This is a genomic window from Streptomyces sp. NPDC054757 (assembly GCF_053612185.1).
The window spans coordinates 26,964-44,160 of the sequence record NZ_JBSHBW010000014.1; the positions used below are offsets into that span (position 1 = coordinate 26,964).

General features: G+C 73.0%; 7 protein-coding genes. All 7 read left to right on the forward strand.

The features are described from left to right. Nucleotides 1-125 precede the first annotated feature (125 nt). The 7 genes from ACWGKJ_RS18205 to ACWGKJ_RS18235 are packed head-to-tail and all read left to right on the forward strand — an operon-like array spanning nucleotide 126 to nucleotide 17,158. Entirely contained in the window at nucleotides 126-1,430 is a 1,305-nt protein-coding gene (locus ACWGKJ_RS18205) for a condensation domain-containing protein (protein ID WP_385027608.1), read from the forward strand. After that, nucleotides 1,420-8,106, forward strand: a complete 6,687-nt coding sequence (locus ACWGKJ_RS18210) for an amino acid adenylation domain-containing protein (RefSeq protein ID WP_385027611.1) — start codon at nucleotides 1,420-1,422, stop codon at nucleotides 8,104-8,106. Before ACWGKJ_RS18205 ends, ACWGKJ_RS18210 begins: the two co-directional genes overlap by 11 nt. Further along, nucleotides 8,103-13,535, forward strand: coding sequence for an amino acid adenylation domain-containing protein (locus tag ACWGKJ_RS18215; protein WP_385027614.1), 5,433 nt, complete (start codon nucleotides 8,103-8,105; stop codon nucleotides 13,533-13,535). The genes ACWGKJ_RS18210 and ACWGKJ_RS18215 overlap by 4 nt, the downstream gene beginning before the upstream one ends. Then, nucleotides 13,532-14,674 carry a saccharopine dehydrogenase NADP-binding domain-containing protein gene (locus ACWGKJ_RS18220; protein WP_453315764.1) on the forward strand — a complete coding sequence of 381 codons (1,143 nt, stop codon included), beginning with the start codon at nucleotides 13,532-13,534 and terminating at the stop codon, nucleotides 14,672-14,674. Before ACWGKJ_RS18215 ends, ACWGKJ_RS18220 begins: the two co-directional genes overlap by 4 nt. After that, complete coding sequence (locus tag ACWGKJ_RS18225) at nucleotides 14,671-15,750, forward strand: Gfo/Idh/MocA family oxidoreductase (protein ID WP_385027617.1); 1,080 nt, start codon at nucleotides 14,671-14,673, stop codon at nucleotides 15,748-15,750. Before ACWGKJ_RS18220 ends, ACWGKJ_RS18225 begins: the two co-directional genes overlap by 4 nt. Beyond that, a complete protein-coding gene (locus ACWGKJ_RS18230) occupies nucleotides 15,747-16,523 on the forward strand; it encodes a thioesterase II family protein (protein WP_385027620.1) in 777 nt (258 codons plus the stop codon). The genes ACWGKJ_RS18225 and ACWGKJ_RS18230 overlap by 4 nt, the downstream gene beginning before the upstream one ends. Continuing rightward, the gene (locus ACWGKJ_RS18235) at nucleotides 16,520-17,158 is read left to right on the forward strand and encodes an O-methyltransferase (RefSeq protein WP_385027623.1); all 639 of its coding nucleotides are present in this window, start codon (nucleotides 16,520-16,522) and stop codon (nucleotides 17,156-17,158) included. The genes ACWGKJ_RS18230 and ACWGKJ_RS18235 overlap by 4 nt, the downstream gene beginning before the upstream one ends. Nucleotides 17,159-17,197 lie beyond the last annotated feature (39 nt).

The window sequence follows — 17,197 nt, forward strand, 5'->3', positions numbered from 1 at the left end:
ACAGGTGCCCTCACCCTGACCCGGGCGAGGGGCGGGCCCGAGTGGCGAGAAAGGAACGTGAAGGTCCTCTCAGCTTTCTTTCAGCGGCGGCTGCGCGGGCGGCTACCGTCGTTACGTTGCCGGACGTGACAGTCACCGAGATCCGTCCGTCCGTGGGCCAGACGCTGCTGTGGTTCCTCGACCGCTACCGGGGCGAGGAGGGCGCGCTCAACTGCCCGGTGCTGTGCAGGCTGCGCGGCTCGCTCGACCGCGGCAGGCTCCGGGAGGCGGTCGGCCATGTGACGTCTCGGCACGAGGCGCTGCGCACCACGTTCACCGGCGGCGGCCGCCGGCTCAAGGCGCTGGTGCACCCGGCCGCGTCACCGGAGATCCGCGAGGTGGACCTCTCCGGCGAGCCGGATCCCGGGGCGTCCGCAGACCGGGAGATCGCCAGGGAGCTGGGCACCCGGATCGACGCCACCGTCAGCGCGGTGCGCATCACCCTGTGGCGGCTCGCCGAAGACCATCACGTGCTCTGCTTCAACATGCACCACATGGTGACCGACTCGTGGTCCTGCAACGTGATCTTCGAGGACCTGTGTGCCGCGCTGGAGGGGAAGGCTGCCGGCAACTCTTCTGCGTACTCCCGGTTCACCGAGGAGCAGCGCGAGACCCTGGCCGGGCCTTCCGGGAAGCGGCTGAGCGCTTTCTGGGGCGAGCGCCTGAAGGACGTGACGCTGCCCCCGCTGCCGATCCGGCAGGCCACCGCGGGCGCGCCGCGCGACACCAGGCTCGTACAGCACGTCCTCGACGCGCCGACCGTGGCCGCGCTGGACACCCTGGCCAAGCGGGAGCGGTCGACGATGTTCGTGGCCCTGCTCACCGCCTACTACCGTGCCCTGCAGTCGGTCAGCGGCGCGGAGGACCTGGCCGTGGCGACCCTGTTCGCCAATCGCAGCGCCGAACACCGCCGCACCGTGGGGTTCCTGGCCAACATGGTGCTGCTGAGGACCCGGCTCACCGGCACCGACTTCGCCGCGCACCTGCGGGCGACGCACGGCACGGTGATGGAGGCCTTCGTCCATCAGGCTCTGCCGTTCCAGATGCTGCCGATCAGCCTCGGGGGCACCGACCGGCGGCTCGACGACGTGGTCTTCCAGATGATGGCGGACCCGGTGTACTCGACCCGGGCCGGCGGGCTGGACATCGAGGTCCTGGTTCCCGACGACGTCGCCACCCGCTTCGAGCTGGAGCTGGTCACCGTGCCCGACCGGGGCACGGTGCGGGTGCTGCTGTTCTACAACCCCGACCGTTTCGATTCGGAGTTCGTCGAGTCGCTGCTCGCCGTGTACGTCGACATCTGCACCACCGCCGCCCGCAGCGCGGCGCCCCACACCGACCAGGCCGGGGCCCGTCCCCGGCAGCGCATGGGAGGCCACGATGACCAGTGAGGTGACGGCGGGACGCGCACTGTCCGCGGAGGAGATCCGCGACACCGTCGCCGAGCGGCTGGAACTTCCCGCCGCGGAGATCGGTTTCGAGGAGGACCTCGTCACCCTCGGCCTGGACTCCCTCGGCATGATGAACCTGGCGGCTTCCTGGCAGGAGGCCGGCGTGGAGGTGACGTTCGGCGACCTGGTGGAGGAGCCCACCGTGCGCGCCTGGTCCGTGCTGCTGTCCGGAACCGAGGACGAGGCGGGGCCGCGCGCGGAAGCCGAGGGGGACCCTGCCGCGGAGGCGGGCGAGTTCCCGCTGGCCCCGATGCAACATGCCTACTGGTCGGGCCGGCAGCCGGGCATGCCGTTGGGGACCGGGTCGCACTTCTACTTCGAGTTCGACGTCACCGCCGACGTCGCGCGCTGGAACGCCGCGGTGACCGCGCTGCGCCGCAGGCACCCCATGCTGCGTGCGGCCGTCGGCGCCGGGGGCGGCCAGCGGATCCTTCCGGAGTGCCGGGGGCTGGACGAGGTCGTCGACCTGCGTGGTCTGGAGAACCCGGAGCGCGAACAGCGGCTGTCGGCGCTGCGCGAGAGCATCTCCCACCAGACGCTGCCGGTCGGCGAGGGGGGCGGGCTCGACGTGCGGCTGGCGCTGCTGCCTGCCGGAAGGGGCAGGCTGTTCCTCGACATCGACATGATCATCTGCGACGCGTCGAGCTTCCGGATCGTCATGGGCGACCTGGCCCGCCTGTACGAGGACCCGGACGCCGCCCCTGCGCAGCCCGCCCTGACCTTCCCCGAATACCGCCGCCTGGTCGCCGAGACCGGCCGGGAGCCCCGCCCGGCCGACGTCTCCTACTGGCGTGACCGCGCCGAGGACCTGCCGGACGCACCGCGGCTGCCGCTGGCCGCGCCGCCGGAGCGGATCGAGGGGGTGCACACGGTCCGGCGGCACGCCTGGCTGGCGCCGGAGACGTACGAGCGGTTCGCCCAGCACGCGCGCAGCAACGGCCTGACGGTGTCGATGGCCGTCGCCGCCGCCTACGCGGACGTGCTCGCGGCCTGGAGCGAGGACGCGGAGTTCCTGCTCAACCTGCCGGTGCTGAACCGGATCCCGGTGCACCCCGAAGTCGGCCGGGTCGTCGGGGACTTCACCGACCTGCTGCTGCTCCAGGTGGCGCCCGATGCGCGCCGCACCTTCGCCGAGCGCGCCCGCGCGGTGCAGGAGCAGTACCGGCGCGACGCCACGCACACGGCGTACGGCGGCACTTCGGTCCTGCGCGACCTGGCCAGGACCGCCGCCGGGGCGAACCGGCGGGCCGGCGTCGTGTTCACCAGCGCGCTCAGCCTCGGTGAGCTCTTCGACGGGGCGACCCGTGCCGTGCTCGGCACCCCGGTGTGGATGAGTTCGCAGACCTCGGGCGTGTGGATCGACCTCCAGCTGATCGAGCACGAGAGCGGCATGCTGATCAACTGGGAGACCACCGAGAACCTCTTCGAGGCCGGGGTCCCCGAGGCGATGTTCGAGACCTTCGTCAACCGCGTGCGGCTGCTCGCCTCCCAGCCGAGCGCCTGGTGGGAGAGTCTGCCGGTGCGCCCGCCCGCGCCACAGCTCCAGGCGCGTCGCAGCGCCAACGACACCCGCGCCGAACTGCCCCGCCGGGCGCTGCACCAGGAGTTCTTCCGGCAGGCGGCCGAGCGCGGCGGGGCGCCGGCGGCGCTCTGGGGCGAGGGCCGGGTACTCACGTACGGCGAGCTCTCCCAGCGGGCCCTGCGGCTGGCCCACGTCCTGCGCACGGCCGGGGTCACCGCGGGCGACCGGGTGGTGCTCACCCTGCCCAGGGGCGTCGAGCAGGTGGTCGCGGTGCTGGCGGTGCACGCGCTGGGCGCGGCCTACGTGCCGGTGGGCACGGAGCAGCCGGAGGCGCGGCGGCGCACCGTGGAGGCGCTGGCACAGGCCCGGTGCACGGTGACCCGCGGCCCGGACCCTGAGGCCGCCGACGGCGGGATCCCCAACGTCGACGTGCGGTGCGGCACCGATCCCGTGGTGCCGCTGCTGGAGCGTGCGGTGGACGTGTCGCCGGACGATCCGGCCTACGTGATCTTCACTTCCGGGTCGACCGGGGAGCCCAAGGGCGTGGAGCTGACGCACGCGGCGGCCCACAACACGGTGGCCGCGCTGAACGAGCGCTACCGCGTGGGTCCCGGTGACCGGACCCTGTGCCTGTCGGCGCTCGACTTCGACCTCTCCGTGTACGACATCTTCGGCCCGCTCATCTGCGGCGGCGCGCTGGTCCTGGTCGACGACGAGGAACGGCGCTCCCCCGATGTGTGGCTGTGCAGGGCGGCCGAGCACCGGGCCACCGTGCTCAACTGTGTGCCCGCGCTGCTCGACATGGCGCTCACCACCGCTTCGTCGCGGCCGGAGCCGGGTGCCTGGCCGTTCCGGCTGCAGCTCATCGGCGGCGACTGGGCCGGGCTCGACCTGCCCGGCCGGGTGCACGCGCTGCGCCGGGACAGCGTGTTCGCGGTCCTGGGCGGAACCACGGAGACCGCGATCCACTCGACCGTCCAGGAGGTCACGGAGGTGGATCCCTCCTGGGCGTCGATCCCGTACAACGTGCCGTTGCCCAACCAGTTCTGCCGGATCGTCGATGAGCAGGGTGGCGACCGCCCCGACTGGGTGGCCGGAGAGCTGTGGATCGGCGGGGCCGGGGTGGCCCGGGGGTATGTGGGCGCGCCGGAGTTGACCGCCGCGAAGTTCGTGGAGGCTGACGGGGTGCGCTGGTACCGCACGGGCGACCGGGCCCGCTACCGGCCCGGGGCCGTGATCGAGTTCCTCGGCCGCGCGGACCTCCAGGTCAAGGTGAACGGCTACCGGATCGAACTGGGCGAGGTGGAGCGCGCGTTGGGCCTGCATCCCGGGGTGCGCGAGGCCGTGGTGACGCCGGTGGCCGGGCACGGCGGCGCGCTGTACGCCCTGGTCACTCCGGGCTCGGTGGACACCGGAGAGGTGCTGGCGACCGCCGCCCGGGAGGTGCCCGCGTACATGGTGCCGGCCCGCGCGGTGGCCGTCGACGAGCTGCCGCTGAGCCGCAACGGCAAGGTGGACCGCGCCGAGGCGGCGCGGCTGCTGGCCGAAGCGCTGAGTGCGCGGAGGTCCGGCGGTGCGTCGGACGCCCCGCGCGGTGCGGCGGAGGAGACGGTCGCCGCGTTGTGGGCGGAGCTGCTCGGCGGTGGGCGCGCCGGCGGCGACACCGGCTCCTCGCACCCCGGAAGGGACAGGGACGCCGACGTGCCCCGCATCGGCCGGGACACCAACTTCTTCCACATCGGCGGCGACAGCCTGCAGGCCGCCCGTCTGCTCGCCGCGCTGCGCCGGGAGGGTTACGGGGCCAGGCTCGGCGACCTGTTCACCCGTCCTACGGTGAGTGGTTTCGCCCGGACGCTGACGCGCGCCGAGGCGCAGGCCCCCGGAACGGTCCCGGCCGACCCCGGGCACCGCCACGAGCCCTTCCCGCTCACCGATGTGCAGCGCGCCTACTGGCTCGGCCGCGACCCGGACTTCGCCCTCGGCGGCGTCGCCTCCTACTGGTACTGGGAGTTCGAGAGCGACCGGGTCGACCTGGACCGGCTGGAGGCCGCCTGGAACCGGCTGGTGCGGCGGCACGAGATGATGCGCGCCGTGCTGGACGGCGAGGGGGGCCAGCGCATCCTGCCCGAGGTACCGCACTACCGTTTCCCGGTCACCCGCACCACCGCGGCCGACCACGAGAAGGCGGTCGCCGCGCTGGGGGACATGGCGCAGCAGGTCCTGGACGTGACCTCCTGGCCGCTGTTCGACGTGCGCGCCGTGCAGAGGGATGACGGCCGCACGGTGTTCGGAGTGGGCTTCGACTACGTGGTGCTCGACGCGCTGTCGATCATGACCATCTTCACCGAGCTCAACGCGCTGTACGCCGATCCCCGCCTCGAACTCCCGGCGCTGGAGCTGTCATTCCGTGACTACCTGCTGGCCCAGCAGACCGATCCGGTGGCACGGGCCCGGGACGAGGAGTACTGGCTGAAGGTGATCGAGGAGCTGCCCGCGGCTCCGGCACTGCCCATGGCACTCGACCCGGAGCACATCGGACTGCCGCGCTTCGTGCGGGACGAGTTCCGCATCGACGCGCCGACCTGGGCTAAGCTCCGCCGCCGCACGGCCGACGAGGGGCTGACCGCGTCGACGGTCGTGGCGGCTGCCTTCGCCGAGGTACTGGCGGCGTGGAGCGCCGAAACCTCGCTGACGCTCAACCTGACGGTCTTCGACCGGCAGGACGTCCATCCCCAGGTGAACCAGGTGGTCGGCGACTTCACCTCGCTGCTGCTGCTCGGCCACCACAGCCGCCCCGACGGCTCCTGGGCCGACACCGTGCGCCGGTTGCAGGGGCAGGTCTGGGAGGGCATCGAGCACCGCCACGTCTCCACCACCTGGGTGTTGCAGCAGCTGGCCCGGCGCACCGGGGGCGGCCAGATGCTGATGCCGGTGGTGTTCACCTCGACGCTCGGGGTGAGTGCGGACTTCAAGGACCTCGCTTTCGGTTTCGGCGTGCTGCGCCGCGGGCTCTCGCAGAGCCCGCAGGTCGCCCTGGACTGCCAGGTGGTGGAGCGCGACGGCGGACTCGCCGTCAACTGGGACCACGTCGAGGGCCTCTACAGTCCCGGGGTCGTCGCGTCGGCCCTGGAGGCGATGCGCCGCCTGCTGGTCGCGCTCGCCGACAGCGACTGGTCGCGCCCGGCCCCGCCGGTCGCCCTTCCGGAGGCGCAGGCGAAGGTCCGTACCGAGGCGAACGCCACCGCGGTGGCCCGCCCCGCCCGTACGCTGCACCAGCCGGTCCTCGACGTCGCCCGCCGCACCCCGGACGCCGTAGCGGTCCGCACGGCGTCCGGCGAGGCCCTGACCTACGCCGAGCTGGCCGGGCGTGCGCTCCGTGTGGCCGGGCACCTGGTGTCGCTCGGGGCGCGGCCGGGCGAGACCGTGGTCGTCTCGCTGCCGAAGGGGCCCGACCAGGCGGTCGCGGTGCTCGGCGTCCTGGCCGCGGGCTGCGCGTACGTACCGGTGGGGGCCGGCCAGCCTGCGGCGCGCCGCAACCGGATCGTGCGGTCCGCCGGGGCGCGCCTGGCCCTGGTCGCCGACGGGCCCGAATCCGGCGGGGACTGGGACGAGGCGGTGCGGACGGTGACGGTGGCCGAGGCCTCGGCGGCCGTACCGCTCGCAGAGTCCGTGCCGGTCGGCCCCTCACAGCTCGCGTACGTCATCTACACCTCGGGGTCCACCGGCGAGCCCAAGGGGGTGGAGATCACCCACGCCGCCGCCGCCAACACCATCGACGACGTCAACGCCCGCTACGGCGTGGGGCCCGGCGACGTGGCCCTGCAGACCTCGGCACTCGACTTCGACCTGTCGGTCTACGACCTGTTCGGGCTGCTCGCGGTGGGCGGCACCGTGGTGACCCTCACCGAGGGTGTCCGGCGGGAGGCGGCCGTCTGGGCCCGTCTGGCCGCCGAGCACGGGGTGACGGTCTGGAACACGGTACCCACCCTGCTCGACATGCTGCTGGTGGCCTGCGAGTCGGGCACGAGCCTGCCGTCGCTGCGGGTGGCGATCGTCTCGGGCGACTGGGTCGGGCTTGATCTGTACGACCGGCTGCGGGCGAGCGCGCCGGATGCCCTGCTCGTCGCCATGGGAGGCGCCACCGAGGCATCGATCTGGTCGAACGCCCACGAGGTCACGGCCGTCGACCCCGCGTGGGTGTCCATCCCGTACGGGCGTCCGCTGGCCAACCAGCGCTTCCGCGTGGTCGACGCGCACGGACGGGACCGGCCCGACTTCGTGCCCGGCGAACTGTGGATCGGGGGCGCCGGTGTGGCACTCGGCTACCGCGGGGATCCCGACCGCACGGCGGCCTCTTTCGTGGTGGCCGGGGGCGAGAGGTGGTACCGCACCGGCGACCTGGGCCGCTACCACCCCTCGGGGGTCCTGGAGTTCCTGGGGCGGCGCGACCACCAGGTGAAGGTACGCGGGCACCGGATCGAACTCGGCGAGATCGAGACCAGGCTGCGTGAACTGCCCGGTGTCGTACACGCGGTGGCGTGGGTCGACAGCAGTGCCGGGGTGCGCCGCCTCGCCGCGGTCGTCACCCTGGAGCCGGCTGCGGTCGTCACGCCGGAGCAGCGCACAGACCCCGTACCGGCCGCGCCGGACCTGCTGGCCGCACTGGCCGGACACCTGCCCGCCCACATGGTTCCCGAGCACCTCACCGTCGTCGACAGGCTGCCGCTGAACGCGAACGCCAAGGTGGACCGCGCCGCCGTCGCGCAGCTGTACGGGCTGCGCCATCCGGCACAGGAGCCGCCGTCGGACGACCATCCGCAGGGGGAGACCGAACGCGCGGTGGCGAAGGAGTGGGCCGACCTGCTGGAGGCCCCCGGAGTGGGCCGCAGCGCCAACTTCTTCGGCCTCGGCGGCGACAGCCTCACCGCCACCCGGGTCATCCAGCGGTTCGCCAGGCGCTTCGGCGTGGAGCTCTCACTGCGCCAGCTCTTCAACCACCCGACCATCGCGCAGATAGCCGCCGTCATCGATGCCGAGATCTCCGGCAGCCACCAGCACCACACGTCCGCCCGACTGGAAGAAGGTGTCCTGTGACCCCCGCCGACATCATCAGCGAACTCGAACAGGCCGGACTCCACCTGTGGGAGGACGAGGGGCGTCTTCGCTTCCGGGGCCCGGAAGGGGCGATGACCCCCGAGCGGCGCGCCCTGCTCTCCGGCAGCCGCGACGACGTACTGCGGACGCTGCGCGAGCGCGCCCCGGAGCAGGTGCGGCCCGATCCCGACGCGGCCCACGAGCCGTTCCCGCTCACCGAGGTCCAGTCCGCCTACCTGCTGGGCCGCCGGGGCGCCTTCGAGTACGGCTCGGTGCCCTGTCATGCGTACGGCGAGCTGGAGTTCCCGGCGCTCGACCGCGACCGGCTGCTGCGGGCCTGGCAGCGGGTGGTGGACCGGCACGAGATGCTGCGGGTGGTCATCGACTACGACGGCTACCAGAGGGTGCTGAAGGACCCGCCCGCCCCGGTCATCGGCTGGCACGACGCGACCGCGCTGCCGCAGGCGGCGGCCGAGGAGGTGCTGCGGGGGGTCCGCGGCCGGCTCGCCGCCGAGTCCAAGGACGTCACCGCCTGCCCGCTGTACTCACTGGAGGTCACCGAGTGCGCCGACCGGGCCGTCCTGCACTTCTCCATCGACTTCCTGATCGCCGACTACGTGAGCATCTACCGGCTGCTGGACGAGTTCGGCACGTTCTACGAGGACCCCGGCGCCGCTCTCAAGGCTCCCGCGATCTCCTTCCGCGACTATCTGCGGGCGGAGCGGGCGGTGCGCCAGGGCCCCGCCTACGAGCGCGACCGCGACTTCTGGACGGCGCGCCTGGACAGCCTGCCACCTGCCCCCGAACTGCCCCTGGTCGACCGGCCCAGCAGGCAGGGCGCGGCCGGCTTCACCCGGCGCGAGCTGCGTCTTGAGCCCGTGCTGTGGTCGGCGCTCAAGGCCCGTGCCGGGGAGCAGCTGGTCTCCGCGTCGACGGCCGTGATGGCCGCGTACGCCGAGGTGATCGGCCGCTGGAGCCGCAGTCCCCGCTTCACCCTCGACGTGACGGTGCTCAGCAGGCTGCCGCTCCACCCGGACGTGGGCGACATAGTGGGTGACTTCACCTCCGTGGAGCTGCTGGCCGTGGACGGCGGCTGCGCCGGCACCTTCGCCGGGCGGGCCCGCAGGGCGGGCGAGCAGCTCTTCGAGGACCTCGACCACCGGCTGTTCTCCGGCGTGGAGGTGCTGCGCGAGCTGACCCGCCGCAGGGGCCAGCAGGGTTCGATGATGCCGGTGGTGTTCACCAGCGCCATCGGGCTCTCCGACGGTCTCGCCCCGCAGGGCATGATGCGCACGCAGATCAGCAACGGCATCAGCCAGACGCCGCAGGTCTGGCTGGACTGCCAGGCGATGGAGTCGGGAGGGGCGCTGCTGGTCAACTGGGACGTACGGGACGACACCGTGCCCCAGCCGGTCGTCGACGACATGTTCGCCGCGTTCCGTGATCTGCTGCGGCGGCTCGCCGACGGGGACGAGGCGTGGGAGGGCGACCCGCTCGCGCTCCCCGCGCACCAGGCCGAGCGGCGCGCGGTGGCCAACGACACGGCACGGCCGGTCAGCGACGCGCTGCTGCACCGGGCTCTGTTCGACCAGGCACGTCGGCGTCCGGACGCGACGGCGGTGACCGGCCACGGCGGGAGCGTCGACTACGCGACGCTGACCGGGCGGGCCGCGGCCGTCGCCGCCGCGCTCGCCGCGCAGGGCCACCAGCCGCACCAGCGCGTCGCGGTGCTGCTGGAGAAGGGCTGGGAGCAGATCGCCGGCGCGCTCGGGGTGCTGCTGGCCGGGGGCACGTACGTCCCCGTGGAGGCGAGCCAGCCCGAGGCGAGGCGCGACACGATCATCGAGTCCGCCGGGATCGGCCTGGTGCTCACGCACAGCACGGGCGGCGGCGGGCTCCCCGCGGGGGTCGGCCGTATCGATGTGGACCGACTACCCGCTGTTGCGGGCACGTTCGAGGAACCACCGGTCGCCCCGGGCGACTCGGCGTACGTCATCTTCACCTCGGGCTCGACCGGGCTCCCCAAGGGCGTGGAGATCAGTCACCGTGCGGCGGTGAACACCCTGGACGATGTCTGCCGGAGGTTCGGGATCGGCGAGGACGACGTCGCGCTGGGACTGTCGGGCCTGGGCTTCGACCTGTCGGTCTTCGACGTCTTCGGCGTCCTGGGACGCGGCGGCACTCTGGTGCTTCCCGACCCGGAGCGGCGCAGCGACCCCTCGCACTGGGCCGACCTGATCGCCGAACACGGCGTGACCGTACTCAACACCGTGCCCGCCCAGATGATGCTCCTTGAGGAGTACCTGCGCGGCGACGGCCGCGACTGCGGAAGCGTGCGGCTCGGCATGATGTCGGGCGACTGGATACCCGTGACGCTCCCCGACGCCGTCCGCGCGCGGTTGCCCCGGGTGGAGCTGTTCAGCCTCGGCGGCGCGACCGAGGCGGCGATCTGGTCGATCTTCCACCCGATCGGCGAGGTCGACACCGCGGCGCCGAGCATCCCGTACGGGACTCCGCTGGAGAACCAGCGTTTCCACGTCCTCGACGCGTTCCTGCGGCCCAGCCCCGACCTCGTCGTAGGCGACCTGTACATCGGCGGCACGGGTCTCGCCGAGGGCTATCTCGGCGACCCGGTGAAGACCGCGGCGAGCTTCTTCGAGCTGCCGGACGGCGAGAGGGTCTACCGCACCGGCGACCTCGCCCGTTATCTGCCAGGCGGCACCCTGGAGTTCATCGGCCGCGACGACCGGCAGGTCAAGATCCGTGGGCACCGCATCGAACTCGCCGAGGTGGAGTCGGCCCTGGCCACCGACCCGCAGGTCGACGCGGTGGCGGTGACCACGCAGGGCGAGCGCAACGACCGCAGGCTGGTCGCGTTCGTCTCGCCTTCGCCCGCCGACCCGGCCGCCCACCCCGTGGACCCGTCCCTCGCGCCCGAGGTGCTCGCGGCGGCCGACGAGATCCGTGGCGGGGTGGACGTCGCGAAGGTGGTGGAGTTCGCGGCGGTGCTCGACGACGCGGCGCTGCGCCGCATGGTGGACGTCCTGCGTCAGGAGGGTGTGTGGCCGGATGCCGCGACCCGGCACAGCACCTCCGACATCATGCGGCTGGCCAGGGTGGCGTCCAAGCACGAACGGCTGGTGCGTCGCTGGCTGGCCGCCTGTGCGGAGAACGGCTATCTGGACCGGGCCGATGACGGCACCTTCGGCTGTCTGCGCCTGGTCGGTCCCGAGGACGTCGCGCAGGCATGGGCCGAGGTCGACCGGCTGCTTCCGGAGGCCAACGACCGCCCCGAGCTGGTGGACTACTTCAAGCTCGCCGCCGACCACCTCCCGGAGCTGATGCGCGACGAGCGCGACCCGCTGCGGATGCTGTTCCCCGAGGGGGACCTGAGCATCCACGAGGCCGCCTACATGGAGGGCTTCCTCTCCCGCTACCTCAACCGGCTGGCCACCTCCACCGTGCTGGGCGTGGCCCGGCGCAACGCCTCCGGCCGTCCGCTGCGGGTGCTGGAGGTCGGGGCGGGGGTCGGCGGCACCAGCGTCGACACCATCCCGGCGCTGGACGGCGCGAACGTCCGCTACACCTTCAGCGACGTGTCGCAGTTCTTCCTCAACAAGGCCGGCGAGCGGTTCGCGGAGCACCCCTGGGTCGACTACGCGCTGTTCGACTTCAACGAGCCGTACCGCGAGCAGGGTGTCAGGCCGAACTCGGTGGACGTGATCCTGTGCGGCAACGTCATGCACTACGCGAAGGACGCCCGCGCGGTCCTGCGCCGGATGCGCGAGGCGCTGGTGCCCGGCGGGTGGCTGGTCTTCATCGAGACGACCCGGGACAACTACCAGATCCTCACCTCGATGGAGTTCCTCTTCGACGCCACCGCCGGGGACTTCCAGGACGTGCGCCACGGCAAGGACCAGACCTTCATCGGCCGCCACCAGTGGTACGACCTGCTGGCCGAGGCCGGGGCCGGTCTGGAGTGGTGCGTCCCGGCGCCGGATGACGAGCTGGCCCGCATCGGCATGCACGTCTTCGCGGCCCGCTTCAAGACCGACCGCGAGCCCCTCGACACCGAGGAACTGGCCCGGCGGCTCGCCGGGCGGCTCCCGGCGGAGATGATCCCGTCGCGCTTCGAGGTGCTGGACGCGCTGCCGCTGACCGGCAACGGCAAGATCGACCGGGCCGCCCTGGCCGGGTGGGCGCAGGACCACCGTGCGGCGGGCGCGGCGGCAGCCGGCGAGGGCTCGCGCGAGGCCGGTGAGCTGGAGTCGGCGGTCGCTGCGGTGTACGCGGAGGTGCTGCGCGAGTCCGAGGTCCCGCTCGACATCAACTTCTATGCCCTGGGCGGGGATTCGCTGCTCGCGGCCCAGCTCGTCACGGCGCTGCGCGAGCAGGTGCCGGCCGCCGCCGAGATCTTCTTCGACGAACTGCTGCGGGAGCTGCTGGGCGGCGCTTCGGTGTACGAGCTGTCCGCCTTCCTCCAGCAGGGGCAGGACCTGTCCGAGGAGAGCGGGGCCGGTGACGAACTGGCGCTGACCGGGGCGGCGGACGCCCTCGGCAACCCGGTGCACGTCCTGGTCGGCGACGGTCTGGGCGGCCACGCGGAGCGGCTCGCCGAGGGCCTGGGGACGCGCGACCCGGTGGCGGTGGTGCCGCCGGTGCGGGTGGCCGAGGGGCAGACCCTGGACGACGTGGCGCAGGAGATCGTGGCGAAGGTGCGGGCCCTGAGCCCGGGACCGTTCCACCTGGTCGGCGCGCACAGTGGGGGCGTGCTGGCGCTCGCCGTCGCCCAGCAACTGGCCGAACTGGGGGCGCCGGTCTGCGGGCTGACCGTCCTGAGCAGCTATCCGCTGCCCGCCACGGTCCGCGACGACGTCCTCGAAGAGGCGCTGCTCTGTCTGGACCGGGGGCAGGATCCGGCCGCCCTGGGCTACCCGGGCGTCTCCGGCCTCGGGTCGGCACTCGCCGCGCTCGCCCCCGCCGGGGACATACCGCCCGGCGCACTGGCCGCGCTGGCGGACCGGAGCGAGCCGGAGCTGCGGGCGGCGGCCGCAGCGGCTGCCGCACTCGGCGTACTCCCCCGCGGGGAGCGGCTCGCCAAGCTGGCCGGGGTCCTGGGCCTCGGCGCGGACGTGCTGACCGAACAGCTCGTACGGGGAAGGGCTCTCGCCGCGTGCGTGGCCGCCCACGACCCCGGTGTGTACACCGGAGAGGCCCGGCTGCTGGTGCATGCCGATGAGTCCCCGGTCTGGCCCGCCATGGCGGGCGACATGACCGCGCTGTGGGAGTCCGTCTGCGTGGGCGGGCTGCTGCGGCAGACCGTGCCGGGCGACCACTTCGCCTGCCGTGGGCTGGTCACATCCGACGTGATCGACCTGCCCGATGAGGAATCCGATGTGACCGGTCGGCCCGATGAGGAGAACGCGTGAGCGAGTACAGCACTCCGTCCGTCGCGGTCGTCGGCGCCTACGGCGCCGTCGGCGCGGCCGCCGTCCGGGCGATTGCCGAACGTCTTCCCGACGCCGTGGTACGGCTCGGTGGGCGCGACCGTACGCAGGCCGAAGCCCTGCTGGCCAAGTCCGGTCTGCGCGGCGATGCGGTCGAGGTCGACCTGCACGACGGCCGGTCGCTGGCCCGGTTCTGCCGCGGCGCACACACCGTCCTCAACTGCGCGGGCCCGTCCTACCAGGTCCTCGACAGGGTGGCCTGGGCCGCGGCGGCGGCCGGCGCCGACTACGTCGACCCGGGCGGCGACGAACCGCTCCTGGAGGCGCTGGTCCGGCCCGGCACCTTCACCGGCACCGCCGTGATCACCGCGGGCATGCAGCCGGGACTGACCGGGCTGCTCCCCCGCCACCTGTGCTCCACCATGAGCCGCCCGCAGCGGCTGACCGCCTACGTCGGCACGATGGACCGGCTCACCCCGGCCGGAGCCGCCGACTACCTGCTCTCCATGGGTGGCGCGTACGGGGAGGCCCGCGGGGCGATCCGGGGCGGCATCCGCGTGGAGCGCGAGCTGGAGCCGCGTACCGGCGTGGAACTGCCGTACGCGAACAACCGGGTGGACGTCTACCCGTACCTGAGTTTCGAGTCCGCGCGGCTCCCGGAGGTCACGGGGCTGACGGAGATCGACTGGTACAACGTCTTCGACGGCGGCGCGCACATGATGAACTGCCTGAGCAGGCTCCAGGGGGCGATGCGCGGCGAGTCCGGGCTCGCCGATGCGGCCGGGGAGCTGACCCGTGCCGCGGCGCTCGACCTGTTCGGCCGGGACCCGTTCCAGCTCATGCTGTTCGAGGTCACCGGCACCGACGACGCCGGACTCCCCGCCACCCGCAGCCTGGCCCTGCGCGCCAGTGACACGTACGCCCTGACCGGCCTCGCCGCCGCGCTCGCCGTACTGGCGGTGCTCGACGGCAGGGCCGCCCCGGGCGTGCACTTCGGCTCCGACGTGCTCGACGCCGGGACGGTACTCGCCGCACTGCGGTCCGAACCCGCGGTCGGGCTGCTGGAGGTCGTCGACCGGCCGATCCTCGCGGCCCGTGCCATGGAGGAGGGCGAACTGTGAGCCGTCCTCGCGTCCTGGTGGCCGGCACCGGCTTCGGCCGTGCCTATCTGGCGGCCTTCGAGCGGGCGGACTTCGGCTTCGAGCTGGCCGGGATCCTCGCCTCCGGCAGTGCCCGCAGCCGCGCCTGCGCCGCGCACTACGGCGTACCGCTGTGGCCGACGGTCGAGGAGGTGCCCGGCGACATCGACCTGGCCTGCGTGGTGGTGGGCGGGGTGATGAACGGCGGCCCCGGGCCCGGCCTCTCGCGGGCGCTGATGCGCCGTGGCATCCACGTGCTCCAGGAACACCCCCTGCATCCGGACGAGTTGGTGGCGTGCCTGCGGGCCGCCACCGAGTCCGGGGTGGTGTTCCGGCTGAACACCCACTATCCGCATGTGGAGCCGGTGCGCCGCTTCATCGGGGCAGCCCGTGACCTGGTGGCCCGGCAGCAGCCGCTGTTCCTCGACGTGACCTGCGCCTTCCAGGTGCTCTACACGGTCTTCGACATCCTGGGCCAGGCGCTGGGCTCGATCCGCCCGCACGGGATCGACGCAGTGCTCGCGGGGGCGGAGGGGGCACCGTACCGGAGTCTCACCGGGCGCTTCGCCGGTGTTCCCCTGTCCTTCCGGCTGCAGAACGAGCTGGTGCCCTCGGACCCGGACAACTACAGCCACCTCTTCCACCGCATCACCCTGGGCACCGACGGCGGGCACCTCACCCTGGTCAACACGCACGGGCCGGTGCAGTGGAGCATGCGCCCGCACATGCCCGACGGCATGAAGGAACTGGTGCGGTTCGGCGACTCCACCGCCCCGCACCTCAAGGTGCCCAGCGTGGAGCACCTGGGGCCGGCGGAGGGCGCCCCGTACGACGTGGTGCTGCGCGAACTGTGGCCGCAGGCCACGGCGCGGGCCATCGGCGCGACCTGGGACGACGTCCGGGCGGGCGCCGACAGCCGGGGTCATGTGCAGTACCACGTGGCCCTGGCCAGGCTGGGGATGCGCGTGAGCGAGGCCTGCGGGCCTGTGCGGCTGCACCACCCGAAGGCGCCGCCCGGACTCCTCTGCGCCGCGGACCTGCTGGGGGTCCGGACATGAGCACCGACGTCCCGAACCCGTGGCTGCGCGGCTACTTTCCCCAACCCTCGGCCGCCCGGCGCGTCGTGTTCTTCCCGCACGGCGGCGGGTCCGCGAGCTTCTACCGCCCGCTGGCGCGTGAACTGCCCGAAGGCGTCGAGGGCATGGTGGTGCAGTACCCCGGCCGGGAGGACCGCATCGGCGAGCCCTGCCGCACCGACATGGCCGGCCTCGTGGAGCCGCTGGCCAAGGCGCTGACCCGACTGGACGACAAGCCCGTGTGGTTCTTCGGGCACAGCATGGGCGCCTCCGTCGCGCACGAAGTCACCCGGCTCCTCGGTGAGGCGGGCGAGGCGCTCCCGGAGCGGCTGGTCGTCTCCGGGCGTCCGGGACCGGCCCGGCAGCAGCCGGACGACAAGCACCTGGACGACGGGCGGCTGTGGGCCGATGTGTGCCAGCTCGGCGGCACCGACGCGGCGTTGCTCCAGTTGCCGGGCATACGCGAGATGACGCTGCCGGTGCTCCGCGCCGACTACCGCCTGGTGGGCACCTACCGGCCCGGCACCGGCCGCGATCTCTCGGTGCCGGTGAGCGTCTGTTACGGCACCGAGGACCCCGAGGTCGACGCGGCGGACGCGGCGGCCTGGGCGGGCGTCACCTCGGCGCACACCGAGGTGACCGCCTTTCCCGGCGGTCACTTCTATCTGCGCGGGCCCGCCCAGGCCGAGTTGACGCACTGGCTGACCGGGCGGCTGCACGCCTCCACCGACCTCGCGGGAAGGAACCGAGGATGATCGTACGACCCGTCGTGGAGAAGTACGCCGAAGAGGCATCCTCCCCCGCGCCCCCCTGGCTGGCCGTCCTGGTCGCCGACACGGAGGCCGGGACCGAGCTGCCGGCCATGATGGTGGGGAGCCTGGAGGGCGAGTTCCTGGCCTCCCTGGTCTTCGCGCTGCGCCCCCGCCGCATCCTGGAGATCGGCACCTTCACCGGCTACTCCGCGCTCTGCATGGCCCAGGCGATGCCCGAGGACGCCGAGCTCCACACCTGCGAACTCAACCCGCTGCACGCCTCGATCGCCCGCAAGCACTTCGGGGCGTCGCCCTGGGCGGAGCGCATCCACCTCTGGGAAGGCCCGGCCCTGACGTCGGTGCGGGACCTTCCCGGCCCCTTCGACCTGGTCTTCGTCGACGCCGACAAGCCCGGTTACGTCGGCTACTACGAGGCGGTGCTGCCCAAGCTGTCCCCGCACGGGCTGATCCTGGCCGACAACGTCCTCCAGTTCGGCGGCGTCGCCAACGAGCGCGACCAGCAGCCCGACACCGTCGCCATGCGCGCGTTCAACGCCCATGTCGCCGCCGATCCCCGGGTGCGGCAGAGCGTGCTCACCGTGCGCGAAGGCGTCAGCGTCATACGGCTGGCCGGCTGAGCGGCCCCGCGCGCACGAGACGGCGCCCGGACCTCGGGG